This is a genomic window from Acinetobacter sp. (assembly GCF_041919735.1).
Classification (GTDB): Bacteria; Pseudomonadota; Gammaproteobacteria; order Pseudomonadales; family Moraxellaceae; genus Acinetobacter.
In genome coordinates this window covers 55970-78775 of the sequence record NZ_JAYRTF010000006.1, presented here as the reverse complement: position 1 = coordinate 78775, position 22806 = coordinate 55970, and the positions used below count along the sequence as shown (strand labels likewise).

Annotated in this window: 19 protein-coding genes and 1 tRNA gene; 13 read left to right on the top strand and 7 right to left on the bottom strand. The window is 40.5% G+C overall.

Annotation, left to right across the window (positions count from 1 at the left end; all coding sequences use genetic code 11):
- Positions 1-9: 9 nt before the first annotated feature.
- The 3 genes from ACE3T3_RS05105 to queA are packed head-to-tail and all read right to left on the bottom strand — an operon-like array spanning position 10 to position 2710.
- Positions 10-576: a LemA family protein gene (locus ACE3T3_RS05105; protein ID WP_374664703.1), complete on the bottom strand. Its 567-nt coding sequence runs from the start codon at positions 574-576 to the stop codon at positions 10-12.
- A 49-nt stretch (positions 577-625) separates the two neighbouring features.
- Complete coding sequence (locus tag ACE3T3_RS05100) at positions 626-1654, bottom strand: hypothetical protein (protein WP_374664701.1); 1029 nt, start codon at positions 1652-1654, stop codon at positions 626-628.
- Positions 1655-1669: 15 nt separating this feature from the next.
- Positions 1670-2710 carry a tRNA preQ1(34) S-adenosylmethionine ribosyltransferase-isomerase QueA gene (gene queA / locus ACE3T3_RS05095; protein ID WP_374664699.1) on the bottom strand — a complete coding sequence of 347 codons (1041 nt, stop codon included), beginning with the start codon at positions 2708-2710 and terminating at the stop codon, positions 1670-1672.
- 177 nt (positions 2711-2887) lie between these two features.
- Here queA and ACE3T3_RS05090 point away from each other — a divergent pair.
- Positions 2888-2974 (top strand) — tRNA-Leu (locus tag ACE3T3_RS05090).
- A 227-nt stretch (positions 2975-3201) separates the two neighbouring features.
- On the top strand, positions 3202-4551 hold the full coding sequence (locus ACE3T3_RS05085; protein ID WP_374664697.1) for a DUF4062 domain-containing protein: 1350 nt from the start codon (positions 3202-3204) through the stop codon (positions 4549-4551).
- A 151-nt stretch (positions 4552-4702) separates the two neighbouring features.
- Here the strand turns inward: ACE3T3_RS05085 and ACE3T3_RS05080 are convergent, their stop codons facing one another.
- Positions 4703-6937, bottom strand: coding sequence for an NADP-dependent isocitrate dehydrogenase (locus ACE3T3_RS05080; RefSeq protein ID WP_374664695.1), 2235 nt, complete (start codon positions 6935-6937; stop codon positions 4703-4705).
- A gap of 932 nt (positions 6938-7869) precedes the next feature.
- Between ACE3T3_RS05080 and ACE3T3_RS05075 the strand changes: the two genes are divergently transcribed.
- The 9 genes from ACE3T3_RS05075 to ACE3T3_RS05035 all read left to right on the top strand — a co-directional run bounded on the left by ACE3T3_RS05075 (position 7870) and on the right by ACE3T3_RS05035 (position 18531).
- Positions 7870-9144 carry a sensor histidine kinase gene (locus ACE3T3_RS05075; protein ID WP_374664693.1) on the top strand — a complete coding sequence of 425 codons (1275 nt, stop codon included), beginning with the start codon at positions 7870-7872 and terminating at the stop codon, positions 9142-9144.
- A 107-nt stretch (positions 9145-9251) separates the two neighbouring features.
- Positions 9252-12011: a bifunctional [glutamate--ammonia ligase]-adenylyl-L-tyrosine phosphorylase/[glutamate--ammonia-ligase] adenylyltransferase gene (gene glnE, locus ACE3T3_RS05070; protein WP_374664691.1), complete on the top strand. Its 2760-nt coding sequence runs from the start codon at positions 9252-9254 to the stop codon at positions 12009-12011.
- 18 nt (positions 12012-12029) lie between these two features.
- Positions 12030-12956, top strand: coding sequence for a branched-chain amino acid transaminase (locus ACE3T3_RS05065; protein ID WP_374664689.1), 927 nt, complete (start codon positions 12030-12032; stop codon positions 12954-12956).
- A gap of 73 nt (positions 12957-13029) precedes the next feature.
- A complete protein-coding gene (locus ACE3T3_RS05060) occupies positions 13030-13935 on the top strand; it encodes a mitochondrial fission ELM1 family protein (protein WP_374664687.1) in 906 nt (301 codons plus the stop codon).
- A 142-nt stretch (positions 13936-14077) separates the two neighbouring features.
- Complete coding sequence (locus ACE3T3_RS05055; protein WP_374664685.1) at positions 14078-15094, top strand: glycosyltransferase; 1017 nt, start codon at positions 14078-14080, stop codon at positions 15092-15094.
- Between the two features lie 21 nt (positions 15095-15115).
- On the top strand, positions 15116-15919 hold the full coding sequence (locus tag ACE3T3_RS05050; protein WP_374664683.1) for a polysaccharide deacetylase family protein: 804 nt from the start codon (positions 15116-15118) through the stop codon (positions 15917-15919).
- 61 nt (positions 15920-15980) lie between these two features.
- Positions 15981-16730, top strand: coding sequence for a polysaccharide deacetylase family protein (locus ACE3T3_RS05045; protein ID WP_374664838.1), 750 nt, complete (start codon positions 15981-15983; stop codon positions 16728-16730).
- The gene (locus tag ACE3T3_RS05040) at positions 16724-17497 is read left to right on the top strand and encodes a glycosyltransferase family 2 protein (RefSeq protein WP_374664836.1); all 774 of its coding nucleotides are present in this window, start codon (positions 16724-16726) and stop codon (positions 17495-17497) included. The genes ACE3T3_RS05045 and ACE3T3_RS05040 overlap by 7 nt, the downstream gene beginning before the upstream one ends.
- Positions 17498-17523: 26 nt before the next feature.
- Positions 17524-18531: a glycosyltransferase gene (locus ACE3T3_RS05035; RefSeq protein ID WP_374664681.1), complete on the top strand. Its 1008-nt coding sequence runs from the start codon at positions 17524-17526 to the stop codon at positions 18529-18531.
- Here the strand turns inward: ACE3T3_RS05035 and ACE3T3_RS05030 are convergent.
- Both ACE3T3_RS05030 and ACE3T3_RS05025 read right to left on the bottom strand, forming a co-directional pair.
- Complete coding sequence (locus tag ACE3T3_RS05030; protein ID WP_374664679.1) at positions 18528-19418, bottom strand: hypothetical protein; 891 nt, start codon at positions 19416-19418, stop codon at positions 18528-18530. The two genes, ACE3T3_RS05035 and ACE3T3_RS05030, sit on opposite strands and share 4 nt — an antisense overlap.
- Before the next feature lie 19 nt (positions 19419-19437).
- On the bottom strand, positions 19438-20244 hold the full coding sequence (locus ACE3T3_RS05025; protein WP_374664677.1) for a glycosyltransferase family 25 protein: 807 nt from the start codon (positions 20242-20244) through the stop codon (positions 19438-19440).
- Positions 20245-20442: 198 nt separating this feature from the next.
- Here ACE3T3_RS05025 and ACE3T3_RS05020 point away from each other — a divergent pair, with 198 nt between their 5' ends.
- Together ACE3T3_RS05020 and ACE3T3_RS05015 are read left to right on the top strand one after the other, a co-directional pair.
- On the top strand, positions 20443-21228 hold the full coding sequence (locus ACE3T3_RS05020; RefSeq protein WP_374664675.1) for a glycosyltransferase: 786 nt from the start codon (positions 20443-20445) through the stop codon (positions 21226-21228).
- Between the two features lie 14 nt (positions 21229-21242).
- Positions 21243-22373 carry a glycosyltransferase family 4 protein gene (locus ACE3T3_RS05015; protein WP_374664673.1) on the top strand — a complete coding sequence of 377 codons (1131 nt, stop codon included), beginning with the start codon at positions 21243-21245 and terminating at the stop codon, positions 22371-22373.
- Positions 22374-22440: 67 nt separating this feature from the next.
- Here the strand turns inward: ACE3T3_RS05015 and ACE3T3_RS05010 are convergent, their stop codons facing one another.
- The gene (locus ACE3T3_RS05010; RefSeq protein ID WP_374664671.1) at positions 22441-22662 is read right to left on the bottom strand and encodes a hypothetical protein; all 222 of its coding nucleotides are present in this window, start codon (positions 22660-22662) and stop codon (positions 22441-22443) included.
- Between the last annotated feature and the right edge of the window lie 144 nt (positions 22663-22806).

The following is a 22806-nucleotide window of genomic DNA, read 5'->3' as shown; positions in this document are numbered from 1 at the left end:
GCTTAAAAATTAAAAGTTGGGGCGGTAGTCAAAACTCTGCGCCGCCACGCTGTCCCGGAAAGGACGGATATTTTTTTTGCCCAGTGTCATGGTGTTGACAATGTTATTCGGAAATACTTGGATGTGATTATTGAACAATTCGACATTGCGGTTGAAAATGGCGATGGCCGCGCCGACGTTTTCATTCTGCTCCTCAATTTCATTCATCATTTTCAGATAAATTTCATTGGCCTTCAGCTCGGGGTAGTTTTCAACCACGGCCGTCAGGCTGCGCATCAGGTCTTTGTTTAACGATTCAATGTGCTGCAGCTGAGACACATCGGTGCTTTGCAGGTTCAGATCCATAATGTTCTGGCGCAGTTCGGTCACTTTTTCCAACGTGCCTTGTTCAAAGCTGGAATACTGCTCGACCAAAGGCTGCAAGCCGTCTAGGATCTTGATTTTTTGACGCTCATAGCTGGCGACATCTGACCATGCGCGGATGGTGGCGTTGTGATGGCGCACGATATTGTTGCGGATGATGATGCAGCCCGCGGCCGCGGCAATAATCAGTAAAAAGAAGATCAGCATGCCCATTGAATTACCCCAAAAGATTTCAGCATGTGAATAAAAAGCGTTGAACGGCTTATTTTAAAAAATGCGTCAGATCTTGTTCTAAATTTTCTAATGCTGCTAATTTAAACGTTCTGAGGTGGCCGCGCAATGCTGAAATATCAGTAATTTCGGCTGTTTTGCTGGAAACTTTAAATAAATCCTGCGGGCCTAAAAAGCACAGAATATGGCTGTTAGGGTGAAACATTAAATCACCCTGACGGTGCTGAAAAAAATCAGCGGTGCGCAGCACAAAGCCGGGGCTCATCAGTTTGGCGGTCTGCATTTCATCGCTGCCGTAAAATTTCAGGCGCTGATTGATCTGAATGTCGCTGCTGTGCCAAGGAAAGCTGTAAGGATAATAAAAAGGCGTGTTCATGCTGGTAATGGCAAGGCCCTGCATGTCGACATCAAAGACAAACACGCCCCATAAGTCCTTATGCACTTCTTTCAGCCGGACTTCTTGGCCGTCTTTATCGCGCACTTTAATTTCATTGATGTAATGATATTGAAAAACCAAAACCTGATGCTGCCGGCCGTCTTCATCTGCCCATGTCGTGCTGGCGTAGTTGCTGATATCGTTGAAGATGGAACCTTGCTTAAACACTGGAAACAGGTTTTTCAAATGCGCCATAAAATGCGCTTGATTCATGGGCACTGAAATATGCTGCGGCTGGCGTCCGAATTGCAGCTGATATTTTTTGGCAATGCTTTCACGTTCTAAGAACTGAATGACTTCTTCAATCGGGTCATCCTGCTCATAGCTGAGATAGGCCCAAAACACCATCATCAGCCCAGCAATAAAACTCAGCTGCGCCCAAAGGTGCGAGCCTTGAAAGAATGCCGGCAAGATGCAGATGGCCCCGCAAAGCGCCAGCAGCCGCGGCAGCAAATTTTCAAAGCGCAGGGTAATCGGCGCATTCCATGGATGCAGGCCATCTAAAATGTCCTGATGCGAATGCGCATTGCGTCCAAGATCCCACAGCCGGGCGATGTTCCGGAACACCACTTCATTTTTCTTGCGCCGAATATGAATTGAGTGCTTAACGGAATCGATCGGCATGGCTTGGCTCGGAGATTATTTTGCGTTGATGTTGTCGATCAGCATGGCATCGCCATAGCTGAAGAAACGGTATTGGCTGTCTACAGCATGATGATAGGCATTCAAAATGTTGTCACGGTTGGACAGCGCCGACACCAGCATCAGCAGGGTGGATTCCGGCAAATGAAAGTTGGTGATCAGGCGGTCAACGACTTTGAACTCATAGCCTGGGTAGATGAAGATTTGCGTATCGCCGGTCCAGCCTTTCAGCTCGCCGCCATGGGCTTGGGCTGCGCTTTCAGTGGCGCGGGTTGCGGTAGTGCCGACCGCAATGACTTTATTGCCGCGCGCCTTGGTTTCGCGGATCAGCGCCATCGATTCATCAGAAACATCGCACCATTCGCTGTGCATGATGTGGTTTTCAATATCGGTGGTGCGTACCGGCAGGAATGTGCCTGCGCCCACATGCAACGTCACAAAGGTTTTGTTGATGCCTTTGGCTTCCAGTTTTTTCAGCAGCGCGTCATCAAAATGCAGGCTGGCGGTTGGCGCCGCAACAGAAGCCAATTTGCTTGGGTCATTAAATACCGTTTGATAGCGTTCAGTATCAATGGCTTCGGCTTCACGGTTGAAGTAAGGCGGAATCGGCAGCGCACCGTATTTGTCCAAGACATCTAAAATAGACTGTGAAAACTCAACAATGAATAGATTTTCATGACGGCCTTTTACAGTCACTTTAACTTCATCAGGACCGATAAAGAGTTCTGCGCCTTCTTTCGGTGAGTTGCTGGCTTTGATGTGGCAGTGCGCAACGTATTTATCCATCATGCGCTCAACCAGCACTTCTACAGCGCCGCCTGTTGCGCGTTTGCCTTTAAGGCGCGCTTTCATCACTTTGGTGTCGTTCAGCACCAGCAAGTCGCCCGGCTGCAGCAGGTCTAAGATGTCGGTGAAATGATGGTCATGATATTGGCCATCAGCATCGAGGTGCAGCAGGCGGGATGCGCTGCGGGTTTCAAGAGGGTAGCGAGCGATTAGCTCATCTGGGAGATCAAAACTGAAATCAGAAAGTTGCATGAGAAATGTTTAAAACGGTAGGGGAATAAATTGCGCCTATTATATGCGGTTTTCGGTTTTTCGGCTGATTTTGCTTATTTTTAAGACGAAAAAATATCAGTTGATTTAAAATTAATCAAACACATATATCTGTTATTGACAGTGCTGAGAAATAGCGTATTATAGCCCTCATCCACTCCCGAGGTGGTGAAATTGGTAGACGCGGTGGACTCAAAATCCACTGTCAGCGATGACGTGTCGGTTCGAGTCCGACCCTCGGGACCAAAATTCTAAAAGACCCCAAGCTTATTAAGACTTGGGGTTTTTTATTGCTTGAGAATACTGTTTTATTTCTAATTTAAAAATTTTTCAAGTTGAAGGGGGGAATTAAGATTGTGATTACTCCTTTAGTGATTTTTATATCTAAAGATTTTTTTTGAATTAAATATTTATCCAGCAAAATTGTAATGATATAAGTGTTAACTAAGAAGTATTTATTATTTAAAGAAAAAATGAGTCAAGATACAAAGTACCAAGTATTTATTAGTTCAACATATACAGATTTAATAGAAGCGCGAAGTGCTGCAATCAATACTGTTTTAGAATCCTATAACTTTCCAGTGGGTATGGAGTTATTTGGTGCTGATAATGATGAGCAATGGACAATTATCAAAGAGTTAATTGATTCAAGTGATTTTTATATTTTAATCCTTGGTCATCGTTATGGCTCTATATCCAAAGAAGATGGTATTAGCTTTACTGAAAAAGAATTTGATTATGCTATCAATAAGGGTTTGAAACTTATATGTTTTGTTCGTGATGATAATGTTGCAACACATCCATATGAGAGAGATCTAAATTCTGAAAACGTAGATAAATTAAAGCTTTTCCGCGATAAAGTTTTAACAAATAGGCTTTGCGAGTTTTGGGATTCTGTAGATGATTTAAAGCATAAAATTTCGCACTCACTTTATAAAAACATGAGAAAGCACGGCGGAACTGGCTGGGTGAGAGGAAATCAAGTTTCAGGTCAACTTGCAGAAGAACTTGCTAAACTCAGTGAGGAAAATAGAAGACTCCGTGAAGAAAATGAAAAATTAAAACAAACTTCCGAAATTCGTAAACCTGAACTAAATGTTGATTTAAATGATGTTCTTGCAAATGCCTCAAAAATTGTAATTAATTTCCCAATTATCCTTGATGCAATAAAATTTCAACTGCCGAAAAAAAGAAGTATAAATCCAGCTCAATTTCCTGTAGTAAAATCTCCCTTATCTAGCATTTTTGGAGGGAGGGATCCCATAGAATTTTACGATGAATATAATGCTGATATTGATGCTGTAACTGAGCTAAAAATTAATACTCATAATCAGAGCATGCAGCTGTTATATCAATTGGATCATGGGCTTTTTCAGCTCAAAGCTAAGATAGGTAATATCGGGACATTTTTAGCAACAAATATTAGTTTGGAAATAACAATTCCTCAATTTTTCATGGTTATTGATAATGATGATAAATTAGGCATTGAATACTATCGTGATAAATTCAGTGAAAATTTAATTGTAATTGATACACCTGAGGAACGATCAAAGAATTCTATGCATTATCGTTTTGATGATAGGTTATCCATATCTCATCAAAATTTGAATACTTTTAATTTTGGTAAAAATTTAAAAAATAGAGTAGATGATAACAATATTATTCATATACATATAGATTCTTTATTGCATTCAAAATATGAATTTTTTACAAATTTTTATTTATTCCCGCTTATGAGAAGAGAGGGTATAATTCAAATTAAATATATTTGCGGTGAATATGCTCATCCTGAAATTTTAGAAATTCCTATAATTGTCAAATAAAAAACTCCTAAGGGTTCTTTTTTATCACTCATTATCTATGGTCTTTTGATTCTGCCGTACCCGTCCTTGAATAATAAATAATGATATAAAAAAACCAGCGCCGAAGCGCTGGTTTTTTTATATCCCTAACTTGCGTTAGTTCAGCATTAACTTATTGAGCAGCATCAAGTGCAGCATTCAAAGTTTCGCTTGGGCGCATGACTGCATTTACTTTAGCTGTATCAATTGCGTAGTAACCGCCGATATCCACAGTTTTGCCTTGAACAGCAGCAAGTTCAGCAACGATCTTGTCTTCGTTTTCAGCCAATGCTTTCGCAAGCGGAGCAAACTTCGCTTTAAGATCAGCATCTTCGTCTTGAGCAGCAAGCGCTTCAGCCCAGAACTTCGCAAGATAGAAGTGGCTGCCGCGGTTGTCCAATTCACCTGTGCGGCGAGAAGGAGACTTGTCGTTGTCAAGCAATGTGCCAGTTGCAGCATCAAGTGTTTTCGCAAGAAGCTTCGCTTTCGCGTTATCTTCTTTAATGCCCATTTCTTCAAGAGAAACAGCAAGCGCCAAGAACTCGCCTAAAGAATCCCAACGCAAGTGGTTTTCTTCAACCAGCTGCTGTACGTGTTTAGGCGCAGAACCGCCCGCACCAGTTTCGTACATGCCGCCGCCAGCCATCAACGGAACGATAGACAGCATTTTCGCAGAAGTACCCAATTCCATGATTGGGAACAAGTCTGTCAGGTAGTCACGCAGGATGTTGCCTGTTACAGAAATGGTATCAAGGCCGCGAGCAACACGTTCAAGTGTGTAGCGCATTGCACGTACTTGAGACATGATTTGGATATCAAGGCCGTCAGTATCGTGATCTTTCAAGTAAGTTTGAACTTTCTTGATTAATTCATTTTCGTGCGGACGGTACGGGTCAAGCCAGAAGATCGCAGGCATGCCTGAGTTGCGTGCGCGAGTCACAGCAAGTTTTACCCAGTCACGGATCGGAGCGTCTTTCACTTGGCACATGCGCCAGATATCGCCTTCTTCCACATTTTGCGACATCAATACTTCGCCAGTTTCCAAATCGGTGATGTTGGCAACACCCGCTTCAGAAATTTCGTAAGTTTTGTCATGTGAACCGTATTCTTCAGCTTTTTGAGCCATCAAGCCTACGTTTGGCACAGTACCCATTGTGCGTGGATCGAAGTTGCCGTTCCATTTGCAGAAATTGATCATTTCTTGGTAAATACGGGCAAAAGTCGATTCAGGCATTACAGCTTTACAGTCGTAAGGCTTGCCGTCAGCACCCCACATTTTACCGCCGCCGCGAATCATTGCAGGCATAGAAGCATCTACAATCACGTCGTTAGGAGAGTGGAAGTTGGTGATGCCTTTTGCAGAATCCACCATTGCAAGCGCAGGACGGTGCTCTTGGCAAGCGTGTAAGTCAGCAATGATTTCTTCACGTACAGACGTTGGAAGTGTTTCAATCTTCTCGTACAGGCCAGCCATACCGTTGTTGACGTTAACGCCCAGCTCATCAAAAAGTTTGCCGTGTTTTTCGAATGCGTCTTTGTAGTAAATTTTCACACAGTGACCGAATACGATCGGGTGTGAAACTTTCATCATGGTCGCTTTAACGTGCAAAGAGAACAGGATGCCAGCTTCTTTACAATCAGCTAATTCTTTTTCATAGAAGTCGCAAAGCGCTTTTTTGCTCATGAACATTGAGTCGATGATTTCACCGTCCAGAAGCGCAACTTTTGGCTTCAGAACAATAGTTTCACCAGACTTAGTGATCAATTCCATTTTCACATTGCGCGCGCGGTCTAAAGTCATTGACTTTTCGCCATGATAGAAGTCGCCTTCGTCCATGTGTGAAACGTGAGTTTGAGACCACTGTTTCCATTCGTTCATGGAATGCGGATGTTTTTTCGCATAGTTTTTAACAGCAGCAGGCGCACGGCGGTCAGAGTTGCCTTCACGAAGAACAGGGTTAACTGCTGAGCCTAGGCATTTGCCATAGCGTACTTTAAGCGCTTTTTCTTCATCAGTTGTCGGATTTTCTGGGTAATCCGGGAGTGCGAATCCTTTTGATTGAAGCTCTTTGATGCATGCAGTCAATTGAGCAACAGACGCGCTGATATTCGGGAGTTTGATAATGTTGGTATCTGGATCTTGAGTTAGACGACCTAGTTCAGCTAGGTTGTCAGACACCTTTTGCTCGTCAGTTAAATATTCAGAAAATTCTGCAAGTACACGAGCAGCCACAGAGATGTCAGTTTTTACGATTTCTACGCCAGCAGGCTTAGTAAAGGTCTCAATGATCGGCAGCAGAGAATAGGTCGCTAACAGTGGCGCCTCATCGGTCAAAGTGTAAATGATTGTTGACTTTCCACCAGCCATATATAGCCCCTTGCTTTGATTGAGTGTGTCTGGACCGAGCTTTTGGCTTAGTCCTGAGAACCGGTTTGCTTAAATAAAAACATTGAAAGTTTTTGGCGCCAATGGCGCCTCAGCCAAACAGCAATATCATTGCATATTGGTTTTGGCTGAAAAAAATCCGTCTATGTCAGTGTTGTTCACTGATGGCAACATTCTACGTGAAATTTAACCATTTTTCGAATTTGGCAAGGGGGGAGGCTGCTGAATTGGCCGGAAATGGCAATTTTGCTCAAGTTGCCCTGCAGGCCGGGTTTTGTGTTATGTAATTTATAAATATCAAATGTTTAGGTGTTGTTTTTGGGTTGAATTTCGCTGAAAATCCAGCCAGCCAGTTTGGCGAAAATGGAAACTAATTACTTGCAACATGTTGGGTATCATGGAAATAAATCATTGTATAGTGATCTGCGCCGCTTTTTTTTGCCCCGATCAGTCATTCATGCCGCAAGGCAAAAGCGGGACGGCCGCTTGATTTTTGAAAATAGGGAATTTTTTAATTGAGCTAAAAAATCGTTCAATAAAAGCTGAATCGTGCTTAAAAATGCCTTTGAACGGCATGTGTTTTAAGTGAGCGGCAGGAAGCCGGCAGAGCAATGATGCGTAGGCGGCTCTCAGCTTGAACGGGTATTTCGAAAACGGAATCTGGCAATTGTGTGAAATCCATCAATTTTTATCAATTAACGATGCAGATGCAGTGGTTTGATTCAGTTTTTTTAATGCTGTTCCCATCACATAAAGTGTATAAAAATAGATTGCCGGTTTCTGCGTGTTTCATTGACCTTTGATCCGTTTGATCGTTATGGTGATTGAGTTGTTTGTTTAATTTTGTTAATTAAAATACAATAAAGTTGAGTGTGAAAGTTGGTTTAACTTCAGGCAAACACAGGCGAAACACCATGGCGATAGAATTGCTCGAGATCGGGACCCAGACAGACCAATTGGCGGCCTGCAGACTGGCTTTGCTGATGGGGGTGTTTACCGAAGATAACCGGATTGCAGATTTTCTAAAATTTACACGCAATATGATGCAAACGGAAAACGCAATTCTTATTTTCCAGGATGAGCCGTATATCTGGTTTTCTTCAGATGCTGGATGCAAGCCGTTTTTAGCCCATCAGCAGACCAATTTGGTGCCTTATTTTGCCGGCGCAGACTGCATTGACCATTCGCATGCAAACTATGAGGCTTTTTCACAGCAGATTTATGATTTTGGCGCAGGGCATGAACGCCTGCTGGCCTTTAACCTGAACGATGGTGATTTTCCGATTGGACAGGTTTTGCTGTTTGATGCGCAGTCAGCCAGTTTTGATTCCAGGCAAAAAGAAGCTGTGCAGGAGTTTGTATTTAGCCTGATCAGCATTATTAAGCTCCGGCTTGAAAATGCAGAACTGAAAGAACTGTATGAACAGCAGTCCGCATTGAATGGCAGCAAAACCAAATTCTTCCAAATTATTGCGCATGATCTGCGCGCACCGTTTCATGGCTTGCTGGGCTTTTCCGAAGTGCTGGCGCAAGAGCGCGACACTTTGGATGATTCCAGCATTCAAAATATTGCCGACTATCTGCATGACACAGCGCAGTCGACCTATAACCTGCTGGAAAGTTTGCTGAATTGGGCTATCGCTGAGGGCGGCCGTTTTGCCTATCATCCGATTAACTTTGAGCTGAGCCAATCGGTCAACATTGTCAGCAATGTTCTAAACAGCTTGGCAGTCAAGAAAAATATTCAGCTGCTGAATGAAGTGCCTGATGGCCTGAAGATCTACGCAGATATTAATATGGTCACTTCTGTGATTCAAAATCTGGTTTCCAATGCGCTCAAATTTACCTATACGGACGGTACAGGCAAAGTGGTTCTGCGCGCCTGCTTGGCGTCGAATGGGGTTCGGCTGTCCATTCAGGATACGGGGCTGGGCATGACGCCGCAGCAGCTGGAACAGCTGTTTGATCCTAAAATCACCGTGAGCGCCAAAGGCACATCGGGAGAAAAAGGCACGGGGCTGGGCTTGATTCTGTGCAAGCGCTTTATTGAAATGAACCATGGCGAGATCAGCGTGGAGTCGAAGCAGGGCGAAGGCAGCCTATTTCAAGTCACTTTCCCGCTGGCGCTGAGCCATCATGCTTTGGAAACACGCAGCCAGCATGGCGACAAGCCGCAAGAAACCGTCTAATTGCGCGCCTGAAAGCCTTTATTCTTTGCTTAAAGTTTTCAATTTCTTTTCCACTATTGGTTTTCAGCTGATATAACTAGAAAAAAATCTCGGTGATGGGTTTGAAAATGAATGTGGAACAATTGCAAAAAACATTGCGCGCCAGCCAGTATGCGGAACAAGTGCTGGGCATACACCGTGATTTAATAGAACAAGATTATGCAGTTGACCAGTTTTTAACGCCTTTGGGCACCGCAGATATTCAAGCCTTGGTGCATGCCGCTTTAGACAATATCAGTGATGAGGCTTCATGGATGCGGGCAATGCGCATTCTGCGCGCGCGCCTGATGTTCCGCTGGATTTGGCAGGATGCCAATGCCTTGACCGATGTGGTGACGCTGACGCGCGAACTTTCCGATTTTGCCGATGCTTCGATTTGTGAAGCCAAAGCGTTTGCCTATGAGCCGCTGAAAGCCAAGCATGGCGAGCCGATGGGCTATAACGGCAAAGTTCAGGACTTAATTGTGATTGCCATGGGCAAGCTGGGTGCGCAAGAGCTGAATCTGTCCAGCGACATTGACCTGATTTTCGCCTTTGATGCGCAGGGCGAAACCAATGGCCGCAAAAGCATTGACGTGCAGCAGTTCTGCATTTTGTGGGGACAGAAGCTGATTTACCTGCTGGATCATATTACCGCAGACGGTTTTGTGTTCCGTGTTGATATGCGCCTGCGTCCATGGGGCGACGGTTCGGCTTTGGCCATCAGCCATGTCGCGCTGGAAAAATACCTCAGCCAGCACGGGCGTGAGTGGGAGCGCTATGCCTGGATTAAAGCGCGCATTGTGACCGGCGGCAAAGAGGGCGATGAGCTGCTGGACATGACCCGTCCATTCGTATTCCGCAAATATGTCGATTACACCGCCTTTGAAGCGATGCGCGAAATGAAGGCGATGATTGAACGCGAAGTGCAGCGCCGCAATATTGAAGAAGACATTAAGCTGGGCGCAGGCGGCATCCGTGAAGTTGAATTTATTGTGCAGGTCTTTCAGCTGATTTACGGCGGTTCCAAGCTGGAACTGCAAGACCGCCAATGCCTGGTCAGCCTGCATCATTTGGGTGAAGTCGGCCTGCTGGATCAGCAATCGGTTGTCGATCTGGAAGATGCCTATTTATTCCTGCGCCGTGTGGAACATGCCATTCAGGCGCTGAATGACCAGCAGACCCAGTCGCTGCCGACCGAAGCTGAATTGCGCCAGCGCATGACGGATACGCTGGGTTTTGACAGCTGGGACAGCTTCATGCAGTTCCTGAATGAAAAGCGCGTCAAAGTGACCTTCCAGTTTGAGCATCTGATTAAAGAAAAAGGCTTGGATTCGCCAACTGAAAGCTTTGGCCAGCTGGAAACCCAGCTGAATGCGGTGCTGGATGATGGCGCGAAAAACCTGATTCATGAATTCTGGCACGGCCATGCCATTAAGAAGCTGCCGGCCAAAGCGGTGCAGCGTTTAAAAGAGTTTTGGCCGCATTTGGTCGAAGCGGTATTGCAGTCCGATAAACCGCAAGTGGCGTTATTGCGCCTGATGCCGTTGGTTGAATCTGTCATGCGCCGCACGGTTTATCTGGTCATGCTGATTGAAAGCAAAGGCGCGCTGCAGCGCTTGGTGAAAATGGCGACGGTCAGCCCGTGGATCTGTGAAGAATTGACCCATTATCCTGTGCTGCTGGATGAATTCCTGTCGATGGATTTTGAGCTGCCGAAACGCAAGGATTTGGAAGATTCGCTGCGCCAGCAATTGCTGCGCATTGAGCTGGACGAAGTTGAAGATTTGATGCGGGTGCTGCGCCTATTTAAAAAATCCAATGTGCTGACCGTTGCCGCCAGCGATGTTTTGGCGGAAAGCCCGCTGATGAAAGTCTCGGATGCTTTGACTGATATTGCAGAGGTTTCGGTTGCAGCCACGCTGAATTTGGCTTATCAAATGATGGCGAAAAAGCACGGCTATCCGCTGGATGCAGAAGGCCGGCGCTGCGCCTTGGATCATATCGCTTTTGCGGTGGCCGGCTACGGCAAGCTGGGCGGCATTGAGCTGGGCTATGGTTCTGATCTGGATTTAGTGTTTATCCATTGTATGGATGAACAGGCTGATACAGACGGCCTCAAGCCGATCAGCGGTTTTGAATTCGCCATGCGCGTGGCGCAAAAATTCATGTCTTTAATGACCACGCAAACGCTGGATGGCCGGGTCTATGAAATTGATACGCGCCTGCGTCCCTCCGGTGAAGCCGGCTTGCTGGTGACCAGCTTGAAAGCCTTTGAACAGTATCAATTCAAGAGCGCTTGGGTCTGGGAGCATCAGGCTCTCGTGCGCGCGCGTTCAATCGCCGGAGAAGAGGAGCTGCGGGCGGTTTTTGAACAGCTGCGCTGCCGGATTTTGACTCAGCAGCGCGACGAAAAAAATGTGCGTGCAGAAGTGCTGAAAATGCGTCAAAAAATGAAAGATCACTTGGGTTCTTCCAAAGAGCAGCAAAAAGAAGGGATTTTTCATTTAAAACAGGATGCAGGTGGTATCGTTGATATTGAATTTATGGCACAGTATGCGGTATTAGCATGGAGTGGGGCGAATCCAGATCTCGCTCATTACTCCGACAACGTACGAATCCTTGAAGACGCCGCAAAAGCAAGTTGCTTATCCAGTAACGACGCGACAGCATTGATTCAAGCTTATCTTCGTGAACGAGCCGAGAGCCACCGCTTAGCCCTTGCAAATCAATCTATGCAAGTGAATGCAGCGGACTGGCGCGATACCCGAGAGGTCGTTTGCAAGTTATGGCAAAGATTAATTGATCCAAGCGCAGCTGTTGCCTTGGATAAAAATGACTGTGTATGAAAATTTGGAGTGTGTGCCATGAATTTGGCTGATCGTGATGGTTTTATTTGGCAAGATGGACAATTAGTTGACTGGCGTGAAGCGAAAACTCACGTCTTAACACATACTTTACACTACAGTATGGGTGTGTTTGAGGGTGTCCGCGCCTACGAAACTCCGAATGGTACGGCGATTTTCCGTTTAAAAGAACACACTAAGCGCCTGCTGAACTCTGCAAAAATTTATCAAATGAAAGTTCCGTTTGATCAAGCGGCTTTAGAGCAAGCGCAAATTGATGTGGTTCGTGAAAACAAATTAGCTTCTTGCTACTTGCGTCCAATTATCTTCATTGGTTCTGAAAAACTGGGTATTGCAGCCACTGACAACACGATTCATGCTGTTGTTGCCGCATGGAGCTGGGGCGCTTACCTTGGCGATGAAGCGATGGCGAAGGGTATTCGTGTTAAAACTTCATCATTTACACACCATCACCCGAACGTGACTATGTGTAAAGCAAAAGCATCAGGCAACTATACCTTGTCTATTCTTGCGCACCAAGAAGTGGCGCATGCAGGCTATGATGAAGCTATGCTGCTCGATCCTCAAGGCTATGTCTGCCAAGGTTCTGGCGAAAACGTATTCCTTGTGCGTGACGGCGTGATTCATACGCCAGATATCGCAGGCGGCGCGCTGGACGGCATTACGCGTCAAACCATTATCACTATTGCCAAAGACCTTGGCTATGATGTGGTTGAACGCCGTATTACCCGTGATGAATTCTACATTGCCGATGAAGCGTTCTTTACCGGTACGGCTGCAGAAGTAACGCCAATCCGTGAATACGATGACCGTCAAATCGGTGAAGGCAAGCGCGGCCCGATCACTGAGCAAATCCAAACTGCATTCTTCAATGCGGTTCAAGGCAAAGATCCTAAATATGCGCACTGGTTAACTTACGTAAAATAAGCTGATCAGTTAAGATGAAAAGGCGGAACAGAAGTTCCGCCTTTTTTATTGGATTAAATTCGGGAAAGTGTTTATGCATATTGTGTATGTCAGTGATGGTAAGGCAGGGCATCGCTCACAGGCAGTTGGCCTCTATAAGGCTATGCAAAGACAGTCCGTAGAACAGGTGGCTTTTCAGGAAATATTAATCGATGACCTGCCGGTTTTATCTCTCATTAAAGCGATATTCCAGCATCAAATGCCTGTATGCGCCCAAGCGCCGGATTGCATTTTTGGCGTGGGCAGCCATACCCAGTCTCGAGTGCTGCTGCTCAGCAAAGTGTATCCTGCTGCGAAAACTGTTATTTTGATGAAGCCGAATTTTCCATTCGGCTGGTTTGATCATGTGATTATTCCTGAACATGATGGGATTCCTGCGCAGGGCAATGTGCTGCTGAGCCAAGGCGCTTTAAACCCGATCGTCAATGAACAGCGCCATCAGCCAAATCGAATTTTAATTGCCTTGGGTGGTTCATCGAAACGCCACCAGTGGAATGATGCCAAAGTGCTGCAGGCGCTTCAGCAGATCATTGCGCAAAATGCTGATGCTGAAATGATACTGACCACTTCGCGCAGAACGCCGGCTGAGTTTTTGGCGCAGTTGCAGCAGCAGTCTTTTGCCTCGCAGATGCAGATTTTTCCAGTCGAACAGACTCCGCAAGGCTGGATATTTGAAGAAATGCAGCAAGCGGAAGCCGTGTGGGTGACAGAAGACAGTGTCTCGATGATTTATGAAGCGCTGACGGCAGGCTGCCGTGTGGGGATTATTGAAATAGACCGTTTGAAGGCAGACCGGATTGTGAAATCTGTCGATGCGCTGCTGGAGAAAAAAATCGTTTCCAAGCAGTTTAAATTAACCGGTTTAACTGCGGCAGCAGCCTTTGAAGAAGCGGCGCGAATCGCACAGCAGCTATGCAAATCAAACCCAGATAATAAATAAGAGCTGTATAGCATTTCAAAGACTTAGAGCCAAAAGGAAAAGTTAATTACTGTCCTGAAAAGCGCTTTATGCTATGCTTTTCAGCTGAATATTGGAATATGCCGCACCGGGCAGCACCCAGCAGATTGTTTTTGAGTGATTTATGAAAATCTTACATATTGCGAATTTTGGCTTTAATAAGCAAGGCGCCCATTTTTATTGTACAGACCGTAAAATTTCCGCGGGTTTAACTGAAAATGGACACTTTGTTTATGACTTCAGTTTCCGTGATATGGCGCGCATGGGCACCATTTTTAAAACCAAAAAATTAGGCGCAAACTGGGCCAATAAAGAAGTTTTAAAGGTGGTTGATAATCTTGAGCCGGATCTGGTTTTAGTGGGACATAGTGACTTGATGAGTCCGAATGTTCTCAAAGAAATCAAACAACGTTATCCACAAACAAAAATTGCTTTTTGGTATGTTGACTGGTTGTGTGAGGAACCTAAAAGCAGTTTTATCTATGATTTTTTACCTTATGCTGATGCAATATTTTGTACTACAGGCGGTGAGTTGCTTAAGCAATATAAAACTGATAATAAAAAAGTTGCATACATTCCAAATATGGTTAATTCAGCGGTAGAAAGTTTACGTCAATTTGAAAAGGATAATTATGCAAATGAACTAGTTTTTTTGGGGACAATTGAGAAGAACTCTTTGCGTGAAAAATTTATCTTTGATACTGCACAGAATCTTGGGATAAAGATGAAATGTTTTGGAACTTTTGAAAATAATTCTGTTTATGGTTCTGAATATATTAAGGTTTTATCTCAATCGAGAATGGGATTAAATTATTCTCGTAGAAATGACATAGAGTTATATTCTTCAGACCGTATTGCCCAGTTAACTGGGAATGGGTTACTTACTTTTTGTCCTAATATTCCAAATTTCAACCTATTGTATACAGATGATGAACTTGTCTATTTTGAAAATGCTCAGGATCTACTTGAAAAATTTAAAGTGTATAGTGAGGATATAAATTTATCACGCTCAGTTGCAAAAAAAGGCTGGGAAAAGACTCACCGTGCATATAATTGTAAAAGAGTAACTAAGTTTATGTTGGAGACCATCTATGGTGATACATGTTCTGAAAAGTATGAGTGGGCAAGCTATGTTTATTAATCAAGAGTTTTGGACAAAGTAATGATTTGGATTTTAGTGCTGGTTTTAAGCTTACTAAGTTTATTGATTTATAAAAATAAGCACAAGCGAAATAAAGTGTCATGGAAGTCTCCAAGGATATTAATGTATCATATGGTGCGTGAGCATATTCCAAATGCAAAATTTAATAAGCTTAGAGTAAAGCCAGCAGAATTCGAAAAACAAATTTTATGGATGAAAGAACAGGGCTTTTATTTTATTACGATGCAGGAATTGCAGGAAAACTGGGGCAATCATCCTGAAAAAACAGTAGCAATTACTTTTGATGATGGTTATTTAGATAATTTAGAAAATGCTTATCCAGTTTTGGAAAAATACCAAGCCAAAGCCACTATTTATGTAGTTGTGGATCGTCATGATCGTGATTGGTCAACGTATAAGAAAGCACATCATAATAGTGGTGAATTGGCACGTGAAGCTAAACTCAATGATGAACAAGTCCAGTTTTTGTCAAATAGCGGTATTATTGAAATTGGTTCACACACCATGACTCATGCCAATTTAAGTAAATTAGATGATGCTGAGTGCTTAGCAGAGTTAACTCAATCTAAACAACAATTAGAAAATTTAACAACTAAATTGGTAACAAGTTTCGCTTATCCATTTGGGATTTATTCACAGCGTGATGTGGAAATGGTAAAACAAGCTGGTTATAACAATGCCGTAACTACAAAAGAAGGAATCGATGGCTTGGATCCTGATTTTATGCAATTGCAACGGATTAAAATAAGCGGTAAAGATTCAATAAGAACAATTAAGCATCGCCTTGAATATGGGTTAAAGTGATAAGAAGTATTTAGTGTTATAATAAAGCTCTGGGAATTGATTGCATCAATAGGGTGAGTTTATAGTGTGGTATGTTATTTTTTCGTTAATTATCATAGTCTTAGTGTTGTATTTATTAGGTAATTATACGTTTTGGTTGCCTTTTAGATCTAAAAAATTCCCGCGCCTTGTTATGCTGCACCAAATCACTCCTGATATTCCTGCCTCGGGCATGAATATGCCTCCAGAAAAATTTGAAAAGCTTCTACAATATTTAGTAAAGAAGCAAACGGTTTTTTGTTTTGTATCAGAAATTGATGAATTTCATGATAAAAAAAATGTTGTAGCTCTAACTTTTGATGATGGTTTTATGGATAATTATCAGTATGCATACCCTTTATTAAAAAAATATAATGCTAAAGCAACAATTTTTTTAGCGACGAAAATTGAAGGCATTGAAAAGTTGAATGTTGAGCAAATTAAGGAAATGTCTGATTTCGGCATCATTGAGTTTGGAGCGCATACTCAGCACCACATTAACTTGCTTCAAACTTCTGATAGTGAGGCTTATGAGGAAATTTTAAAGTCGAAGCAAGATATTGAGGCGCTTGTTGGTCATTGTCCAAGTTTTGCTTATCCATTTGGTCGATATAATAAAAAGCATCAGCAGATGGTAAGAGAAATTGGTTTTAAAAATGCAGTTTCCACACGTAAAAAAATAGAGTGTTATTCGGAAAATAATCGGTTTGAACTTCCTCGTATTAGTGCAAGTGGTATGATGAATGCAATCCAAATGCGTATTGCTTTAGCAAAAGGACGTTACAAATTATGAGTATTCCGTGTAGTGTTTATATCATCACTTTAAATTGTGGCGAATGGTTGCAGCAAACGTTGAAAAGTGTTGAAGAATTTGATGAAGTTATTATTTTAGATTCAGGAAGCACAGATAACACTTATGCTATTGCTCAAAAGTTTGAAAATGTAAAAATTGTCCATCAAGATTGGATGGGGTATGCGAAACAGAAAAGTTTAGCGTTGGAACAGTGCTGTAATGAATGGGTCTTAAATTTAGATGGAGATGAGGTTTTATCTGTTGAGTTGAAAGATGAAATTGCCAACTTTATTGATTTAAATACTGGTGATGCACTTGTAATTCCGTTTAATGATGCATTTTTAGGTGTTCCGAATCATAATTTTACTAAGAAACATGCAAAAGTACGATTTTTCAGAAAAGAAAAAGGCTTCTATGATCTAACCAATCAGGCACATGAAAGTGTAATTATTCATGGAAAAGTATGTAGAGCACATTATGATATTTATCATTATGGTGAAAATTCAATTCATTTTACGGTTGAAAAAAGTAATCAATACTCAACTTTAAAAGCTCAAGAAAAGTTCAATAAAGGAAAAAAACCTAATCTTATAAAACTATTGCTTGTTATGCCTGTCACATTTTTAAAATCTTATATTATTAGAAGAAATTTTTTAAACGGTTGGAGAGGATTTGTCGGTAGTACAATTAATGCGTTCTATGCATTTTCTAAAGAAGCTAAATTATTTGAACACTATTTGAAAAATAATCAGCGATCAGGAAAATAATCAGCGATCAGGAAAATAATTGTATCATGAAAATAGTTCAAGTTTTGGCGATGGAAGGAAGCTGGGGCGGAATAGAGAATCATACTTTTGAATTATCAAAAGAGTTAGCTAAAAATAATGAAGTACATTTAATCTTAGGGCGAAAGTATCAAGGAAAAATGAAGCATGTAGAAAATCTTCATTATCACTATTTAGATTTTACAAGAAGTCGATGGAATTTTTTTTTACTGATTGAACTGAATAATACTATAAAGTTTATTAATCCAAATATTGTTCATGCGCAAGGAGGTAAGGCAAGTAAAATTATTTCATTTTTATCCAATTTTTTTAAAACTCCTACTATAGCTACAATTCATGGTATGAAGAGTAATATAAAAGATTACTTGAGTTTTAATAAAGTAATAGCGGTAAGTAAAAAAGCTGCACAAAAAATAGAGAAATATCGTACTGTTCATATTGTTTATAATGGAATTCAAAAACCATCTATGATTTGTTCATCTTACTATAATCATGGAAATAACTGTTTTATAAAAGCATTAGCGATAGGTCGCTTGAATTCGGTTAAAGGCTTTGATTTATTAATTGAAGCATGGCAGGGAGTGGATGCAGAATTAGAAATATTAGGTGATGGCGAGGATTTTGAAAAACTAAGTAGGTTAATAGAAAAATATAAATTACAGAATAAAGTTAAGCTTATTGGTTTTGTTGAGAATGTACATTCTCATATAGCGGCATGTGATTTTGTGGTTGTTTCTTCTCGGAGAGAGGGTGGGCCATTGGTGGTGGCAGAAGCGTTATTAATGCATAAGCCAATTATTTCTACAGATGTAGGAATGGTTGAGGATTTTATTCCCCCAACTTATATATCGTCTGTCGATAATGCTAAACAACTACATGAGTTAATTGAATTGGCGTTAACAAACTATAGTTCATTACGCCAAGATTTCAATTCGTCTTTTGCAAAAGCCGAAAAATATTTGGTAATCGACAAGATGGTTGAAGAAACTGTAAAAATTTATAAAGAATGTCTTTAGTTTTTTAGGGATAAGCGAATTGCATCTAAAACTACAAAATTACCGTTGGCATTGATGGTATGACAGCCATCATCCTCCGTTTTCCAGTCGGGTAACACAACTTCTAAAAGCTGCTCTTTATAAGTTGTTTGGTTAAGTTCAATTATCTCCTTTAACTCCATATTACCGCCATAACGTTTGAGTGAGTCTTGGCTTGGGCGTACTAATTTTCCATCATATATAAAAGGTTTACCTGCCATACGGAATTGTTGATGACCTGTGCAGACTGGGTTTTGTGGATGCTCGTGCCAGTTTGGGTTTAAAATATCTTCGGTAAAAAATAAATCTAAGCGGTCACCAAATTTTTTGCAATTTCTTCGTGTTGATGTAAATAAATACCACATGCCTTCATGATAGAAAGGGGTGGTATCGACAGCTTCGATGCCTTCTAGAATATTAGAATGTTTTTCCCATTTTTGAGGAAACTCGAGACATTTCCATAATTCAATGGTTTTGTTTTCTAAGGTTTCTGGAATCATGTACCAGTCATTTTCAATTTTAAACACGCAAGGATAAGATAGGTGATAGTCTAGTTTTAAAATAGTCTGTGGTTTAGTATAAGAACCATCTTTAAACACTTCTAAAACAGATAAAAAACCGACAGGATGAATATCATCCACTTCTTCAAAGAAGATGAAATGGCGGTCATTTTCCTGTGCATAAAAACAGTCGGCAAATGTGAAATTATGTGACGAATGAATTTCAAAAAGGTCTTTGAGTTGTTCTTGGCTTTTTAAAGGTTGATCTAGCCAGCCAAAACGCATATACCAATGTGAATCAAACTTCTTAGCTTGCTGTTTTTGTTTAAATTTATACCATTTTTTCAATAGAGTACGGGATGAAAGCATAATATTAATACCAAAGATATTATTGTTCAGATTTTAAAAAACTAGAAAGGCGAATTATTTTCTTTAATAAAAATAAAGATATGATTCTAGAAAATAAATCATTTTTCATTTTATTTAAATTTTTTTTGAGTCTATTAGTTTTTTTCATATACTTTTGACGATCATTAGCTATGTTGCTTATTTGTTCTTCATCATGTTCAAAACAAAAATAAAAGGGTATAACTATTTTGTCTGAAAGCAGGTATTTCCAGTCATCAATAAATGTTAAGCACTTAACTTGTTTGTAAATAAATTTTTTCGCAATATCAGGGGTTAGTGAGTAGGCATAAGTTGAAGTATAAAGGTCTCTAGGGCCTGTCATATTAAATGATAGGCTATCATGGCTTATATACCCTCGAATACGTCTTCTTGATGGTTCAGTATGACCCCCTAAAAAAGCAAATGAAGGGTCTATATTGATTAATGATAATAATTTTTCATTGATATTATTTAAGTTAAAAATAACATCATCCTCAATAATAATCACGCGATCAAAATTATTATAATCACCTTGAGCCAGTCGTTGCCATAATATCATGTGGCTCAAAAAACAACCAAATTCACTTGGTCCTAATTCATGTGTGCATCGCTCAGCAATTTGGCGACTTAAATTTAAAAAACATACATATTCTGGACGTAATTTTTTTCCGTAGATTGCATCAAAAAAAGAAAATTCGATTTGAATATCTTGAACGTGTTCTCGCAGAGAAAGAAGTTGGCCTTTAATTTTTTCTTGTCGATCTAAACTATCTTTTAAAGATACACATAAGATAAGAATTTTTTTCATGCTGATTTAACTTGAAATGTTACAGTTAAGGTATTCTATACTGCACTACGCTTGGTTGATAGTCTTAGACTGTTTTGTGGCTGATCAAGGAGCAATGCTTGTTCTTGATCACGAGTAATCACTATATTTATAGTAGATACGTTTCTTGTTAACACATATTTTAGTTTGTAAAGATAAAAGAAAATAGGATTGTAAGCAATGTCAATTAACTTACCTATAATTCATGCATTATGGATTGGAAATAAATTGGGGCCAATTTCTAGAAGTTGTCTCCAATCCTTTGTGATGAGAGGTCATGAAGTTCACTTACATACCTATGGTGATATTGAAGACTTGCCTGACGGTGTGAATCAAGTAGATGCTAATTTAATTATTTCTGCCGATAAAATTATAAAGCATAACGAAACAGGGAGTTATGCTTTATTTTCAGATATTTTTCGTTATGAGCTGATGCGTAAAGTAGATGGTATTTATGTTGATTGCGATGTTTATTGCTTAAAACCATTATTTATCCCAGAACATGGGTATGTTTTAGGTTTCGAAGATGATAACTGGATTAATGGTGCAATATTAAGAATACCAAAAAATAGCCCATTGTTAGAAAGTTTATTGAATGCAGCATATGACCCGCAATTTGTGCCGCCATGGTATTCAAAAAGTCGTCAGTTTAGATTAAAAATAAGGAAAGTTTTTGGTATAGGTACAAGTTTAGCTGATATGCCTTGGGGGGTGATCGGTCCCAAAGCGATTACATACTATGTACGGTCATATCAGCAAGAAAACAATGTCCAGCCTATAGACATTTTTTACCCAGTTCATTATCAATGCATTAGTCAATTGTGTGATCCAAATTTAACTATTCAAGAGCTTACAACGTCACGTACTTTGGCTATTCATTTATATAATGAAATGTTACGAGGTATAGATTTAGAAAGTATTGATTCGAAGTCTACTTTAGCTTTATTGCTAAATAATAAAATATAGGGATTGATGTTAGTATGCTTAAAGTTGGATTAATCATTGACGAATTCTTTGGTGGAGCTGGAACTGCTTTTGGTGGCTATGGTTTTTTAGCGCGAGAATACATCTCTAAGTACATTCCGAATAAGGATATACAAATTGATGTTTTGCTAGGGAAGGGTTCGAAGAAACTCTGTGTTGAAGAATATAATATTGACAATATTCGCGCTTTTCGTTTGCCTCGAAGAAAATGGTTTGCAAGAAGGTGGCTTAAAAAGCAAAATTATGATGTTTATTTGAGCATTGAGTTGACAGATAATTACATTCTGTTAAATGAACCAAATAAAAATAAGAAATTAATCTTATGGATACAAGATCCTAGACCTAAATACGAATGGGATGAAATAGAAACTGTAAAATTATTTCCTGAATATAATTATTATAATCAGGAAATTTATGATTTAGTCCATGACTGGTATAAGAATGGGCGTGTAAAGTTTATTTCACAAGGGTATTTCTTAAATCAGAAGGCTATTGATTTATATAATTTAGAGCAAAATATAAGCATACAATATTTGCCAAACCCAATTAATGTGGATGATAGTTTTGATGTAAAAAAATTTCCAAAGAAAAATATGATTATTTTCTTGGGTCGAATAGAGTCTGTAAAACGTGGTTGGCTTTTCTGTGAAATTGCAAAAAAGATGCCTAATTATGAATTTTATATATTGGGTAAGACTCATCGAGAAGAGGGTAGGAACTCTCAGATTATGTCTGATTATAACGCTATTCCAAATTTACATTTTGCAGGTCATGTAGAAGGTGAGGAAAAGGAAAAATATTTAAAAGAGGCAAAAATTTTAGTTAATACCTCAATTCATGAAGCTTTGCCAATTTCATTTTTAGAGGCATTATCTTATGGAACATTATTGGTTAGTAATAGAAATCCAGAAGATCTAACTTCTAAATTTGGGGTTCACGTGGGAGATGTATTAGGTGATGGTTTTGATAAGGTTGATTTATATGTAAATGCAATTAACCATTTATTAATGGATAATGATCAACGAGAGAAAACATCAATAGAAGCAATTGAGTATATTAAAAACATTCATAATGTACCAAAATTTATCCACGATCTCAGAAATGTTATTACTGAAGAGTCTAGATAATTAGATGATGTAAAAACAGGAATTTTATCTATTCCTGTTTTTACTACATTCTGCAGTGTTTGATGGTTTAATCTACCTTATCCGCATTCCCCTTCAACACCATATAAATCAATCCAACAAAGATCAGCAATGCGCCGCCTAAGCTGCTGACACAGAAAATCAAAATCCGGTTATAGGTGGTTAAGTTGAACAGCTGATTGTCCACAATGTAACGCATGAAAATCCATTGCACGATAGCAAAAATAATTAAGACAATTGCACGACGGCGAACTTCAGGACGCATAGCCATAGGAGAGATTCACAGCAAAGTGGAAAGTGTCAGCTATTATGCCACTGTTGAAAACTGTTCTCAATTGAATAAGAATAATCCAATTAAATTCAATTGATTAATAGTTTTTAGTCAGCCCATTCGCATGTTTTTAAATTTGATCAT

Excerpts from the sequence above, each read along its gene's own strand:
- ACE3T3_RS05100 (WP_374664701.1), bottom strand. The coding sequence starts at position 1,654 with ATGCCGATCGATTCCGTTAAGCACTCAATTCATATTCGGCGCAAGAAA.
- ACE3T3_RS05035 (WP_374664681.1), top strand. The coding sequence starts at position 17,524 with ATGAAAATAGTTCAAGTTTTGGCGATGGAAGGAAGCTGGGGCGGAATA.
- glnE (WP_374664691.1), top strand. The coding sequence starts at position 9,252 with ATGAATGTGGAACAATTGCAAAAAACATTGCGCGCCAGCCAGTATGCG.
- ACE3T3_RS05055 (WP_374664685.1), top strand. The coding sequence starts at position 14,078 with ATGAAAATCTTACATATTGCGAATTTTGGCTTTAATAAGCAAGGCGCC.
- ACE3T3_RS05020 (WP_374664675.1), top strand. The coding sequence starts at position 20,443 with ATGTCAATTAACTTACCTATAATTCATGCATTATGGATTGGAAATAAA.
- ACE3T3_RS05015 (WP_374664673.1), top strand. The coding sequence starts at position 21,243 with ATGCTTAAAGTTGGATTAATCATTGACGAATTCTTTGGTGGAGCTGGA.
- ACE3T3_RS05085 (WP_374664697.1), top strand. The coding sequence starts at position 3,202 with ATGAGTCAAGATACAAAGTACCAAGTATTTATTAGTTCAACATATACA.
- queA (WP_374664699.1), bottom strand. The coding sequence starts at position 2,710 with ATGCAACTTTCTGATTTCAGTTTTGATCTCCCAGATGAGCTAATCGCT.
- ACE3T3_RS05105 (WP_374664703.1), bottom strand. The coding sequence starts at position 576 with ATGGGCATGCTGATCTTCTTTTTACTGATTATTGCCGCGGCCGCGGGC.
- ACE3T3_RS05075 (WP_374664693.1), top strand. The coding sequence starts at position 7,870 with ATGGCGATAGAATTGCTCGAGATCGGGACCCAGACAGACCAATTGGCG.
- ACE3T3_RS05080 (WP_374664695.1), bottom strand. The coding sequence starts at position 6,937 with ATGGCTGGTGGAAAGTCAACAATCATTTACACTTTGACCGATGAGGCG.
- ACE3T3_RS05025 (WP_374664677.1), bottom strand. The coding sequence starts at position 20,244 with ATGAAAAAAATTCTTATCTTATGTGTATCTTTAAAAGATAGTTTAGAT.
- ACE3T3_RS05050 (WP_374664683.1), top strand. The coding sequence starts at position 15,116 with ATGATTTGGATTTTAGTGCTGGTTTTAAGCTTACTAAGTTTATTGATT.
- ACE3T3_RS05060 (WP_374664687.1), top strand. The coding sequence starts at position 13,030 with ATGCATATTGTGTATGTCAGTGATGGTAAGGCAGGGCATCGCTCACAG.
- ACE3T3_RS05010 (WP_374664671.1), bottom strand. The coding sequence starts at position 22,662 with ATGGCTATGCGTCCTGAAGTTCGCCGTCGTGCAATTGTCTTAATTATT.
- ACE3T3_RS05030 (WP_374664679.1), bottom strand. The coding sequence starts at position 19,418 with ATGCTTTCATCCCGTACTCTATTGAAAAAATGGTATAAATTTAAACAA.
- ACE3T3_RS05065 (WP_374664689.1), top strand. The coding sequence starts at position 12,030 with ATGAATTTGGCTGATCGTGATGGTTTTATTTGGCAAGATGGACAATTA.